At 61.8% G+C, this 2201-nt stretch carries 3 protein-coding genes, 1 tRNA gene and 1 pseudogene; all 5 read left to right on the top strand.

Annotated elements, in window-relative coordinates; genetic code table 11:
• Positions 1-146, top strand: a 146-nt coding sequence (locus tag FJY73_14340; protein MBM3321838.1) for an adenylosuccinate synthetase, incomplete at its 5' end; no start/stop codon positions are given.
• Positions 147-362: 216 nt separating this feature from the next.
• Positions 363-652 (top strand): annotated as a pseudogene (locus FJY73_14335) (BrnT family toxin).
• A complete protein-coding gene (locus FJY73_14330) occupies positions 630-866 on the top strand; it encodes a hypothetical protein (protein MBM3321837.1) in 237 nt (78 codons plus the stop codon). Before FJY73_14335 ends, FJY73_14330 begins: the two are co-directional and overlap by 23 nt.
• A 159-nt stretch (positions 867-1025) precedes the next feature.
• A complete protein-coding gene (locus tag FJY73_14325) occupies positions 1026-1787 on the top strand; it encodes a DUF4412 domain-containing protein (GenBank protein ID MBM3321836.1) in 762 nt (253 codons plus the stop codon).
• A gap of 144 nt (positions 1788-1931) precedes the next feature.
• Positions 1932-2004: transfer RNA gene (locus FJY73_14320), tRNA-Lys, on the top strand.
• The last annotated feature ends 197 nt before the right edge of the window (positions 2005-2201 follow it).

Here is a 2201-nt window from a genome sequence, read left to right as displayed (position 1 = left end):
CTTCACGCGTCGAGGATCTTCCCCCGAACCTCGTCCGCTACGCCGAGCGGATTGCCTCCTCCGTCGGCGCGCCGATCGTTCTCCTCTCCACCGGCCCGGAACGGGAACAGACCGTCGCGTGCACGATCGGAACCTCGGCCGATTGAGCCTCTTCTCGGAATCATCAACAACGAGTTGCTCTTGTCCGATCAATCCACCTTCCGTAGCCGGTTCCCTGTTCGCGAATCCTGGAAGCGCAAGACGTGTCGGGCACGGGGGGATTCGAAATCCGGTGCTACGCGAGCGAGAATCGGCTGTTCTTGCTTCTCTTCTTGTCGCCGTCCCCGTGCGGAAGGTGCTAGGATGAGTTTGGAGGAGAGCCAATGGGTCTCTGCTTTCAGTGGGATCCGGTCAAGGCCGCCCGCAGCATGAGAAGGCACGGAGTGACTTCGACGAGGCGGCCACGGTCTTCGCGGATCCCTTGGCGGCGATCCTCGACGACGAGGAGCATTCGATGAGAGAGAGCCGCGAAATCGCCGTCGGTTACTCAGTCGTCGGTCGCCTGCTCGTCGTGTCCTTTGTGCAGGCATCTCGAAAGACGGTTCGGGTGATCAGCGCTCGGGCCGCCACGCGGAAGGAACGAGAGGACTATGAAGAAGGTTGGAGCAGGTAAGAAGCGAGACCGAGTCTCCGAGGATCTTCGTCCCGAGTACCGCTTCGACTACTCGAAGGCGAGGCGGAACCGCTTCGCTTCTCGCGCGGCGAAGGGCCCGCTCGTCGTGGTTCTGGACGACGAGATCGCTCGGGTCTTCCCGACCGCCGAATCGGTCAAAGCTGTTCTTCGCGCTATCGTCTCGGCGATGCCTCCCCGAGGCGGGAGAGCCTAGGACGACCCGGTACCGGAGATCCGGGGACACCACACTCATTTCAGCGAGTTCGGGACTGCGTTCATGGAATCCCCGCCCGGAATCGACGATGGAGAGGATATCCTCTGCTACTATTCTGGCCGGGGCCACCGGCCTTCCCCCCCAACGAAAGGAGCGATCATGAAGCGCCAACACTCTCTTCTCATTCCGATTCTCCTTCTCGCGACCGCCGGCGCGGCGACGGCTGACCTCACGATCCTCTCGAAGATGAACGAGGAGACGCAGACGATTCGAACGACCGACCACAAGATCTCCATGACCGGCCCGCAAGGCGGGATGATCTTCCGGGGCGACAAGAAGCTGATGTGGATCCTGGAGCCGGAGAAGAAGAGCTACACGGAGATGACGGAAGCGGACGTGCAGAGAATGGCCGAGAGGATGAATGCGGCCATGCAGAAGATGGAGGAGATGAAGAGCCAGCTTCCGCCCGGCATGGTCGAGCAGATGAAGCAGGCGATGCCGGCCGGCTCGCCTCCCAAGCGGACCGTGACCCCGATGAACGCATCCAAAGAGATCAACGGCTTCCCGTGCAAGGGATACACGGTGACGACCGACGGCGGGGAAACGAGCGAGGTCTGGTCGGCCGACCCGAAGTCGGTTCGCCTCGAGCCGAGCGATCTTTCGGTATTCCAGGAATTCGCCGACTTCATGAAGACGATGGTCCCCGGGATGGAGCAGATGAACGACTGGGCGAAAGACTTCGAGAACCCGAAGGAGGACCAGGTGCCCGGGATCCCGATCCTTTCGATCGTGAAGGATCAGGCGGGGAAGGAGATCTTCCGGACGGAGCTCGTGAAGGTGGAGCACGGAACGGTCGAAGCGTCCGCGTTCGAGCCGCCCGCCGGGTACGTGAAGACGAAGATGCCCGCGATGAACGACTGAGGACTTCTTCTCGGCGCCGGATATCGCATCGGTCCTGTCGGTCGCGTGCTCCCGGATCCAGATAAAACCGGTGGCAAAACCGTGGTCGGACGACTAAGATGCACGTGGACGGAATCAGGCTATCCGATGGACTGACAACCACGTGGGCCGTTAGCTCAGTCGGTAGAGCACCTGCCTTTTAAGCAGGAAGTCGCAGGTTCGAATCCTGCACGGCTCACGATCTTCGCGATGGATGGCTCTCCCCGCTTCCACGCGGAGTGAGGCCATCCTCATCGAGAGAGGAGCTATCGAATCAGCGTCATGCGGCGCGTGTCGCGGTAGGCACCCGCATCGAAGCGGCAGTAATAGAGGCCGCTCGCGACCGGGCGGCCTCGGTAGTCGGACCCGTCCCAGAGGACCTCGCCCCTCGTCCCC

This window comes from Candidatus Eisenbacteria bacterium, assembly GCA_016867715.1.
GTDB lineage: Bacteria > Orphanbacterota > Orphanbacteria > Orphanbacterales > Orphanbacteraceae > VGIW01.
The sequence above is the reverse complement of the archived record's forward strand: the minus strand, read 5'-3'. Positions and strand labels throughout refer to the sequence as shown.

Excerpts from the sequence above, each read along its gene's own strand:
- FJY73_14330 (MBM3321837.1), top strand. The coding sequence starts at position 630 with ATGAAGAAGGTTGGAGCAGGTAAGAAGCGAGACCGAGTCTCCGAGGAT.
- FJY73_14325 (MBM3321836.1), top strand. The coding sequence starts at position 1,026 with ATGAAGCGCCAACACTCTCTTCTCATTCCGATTCTCCTTCTCGCGACC.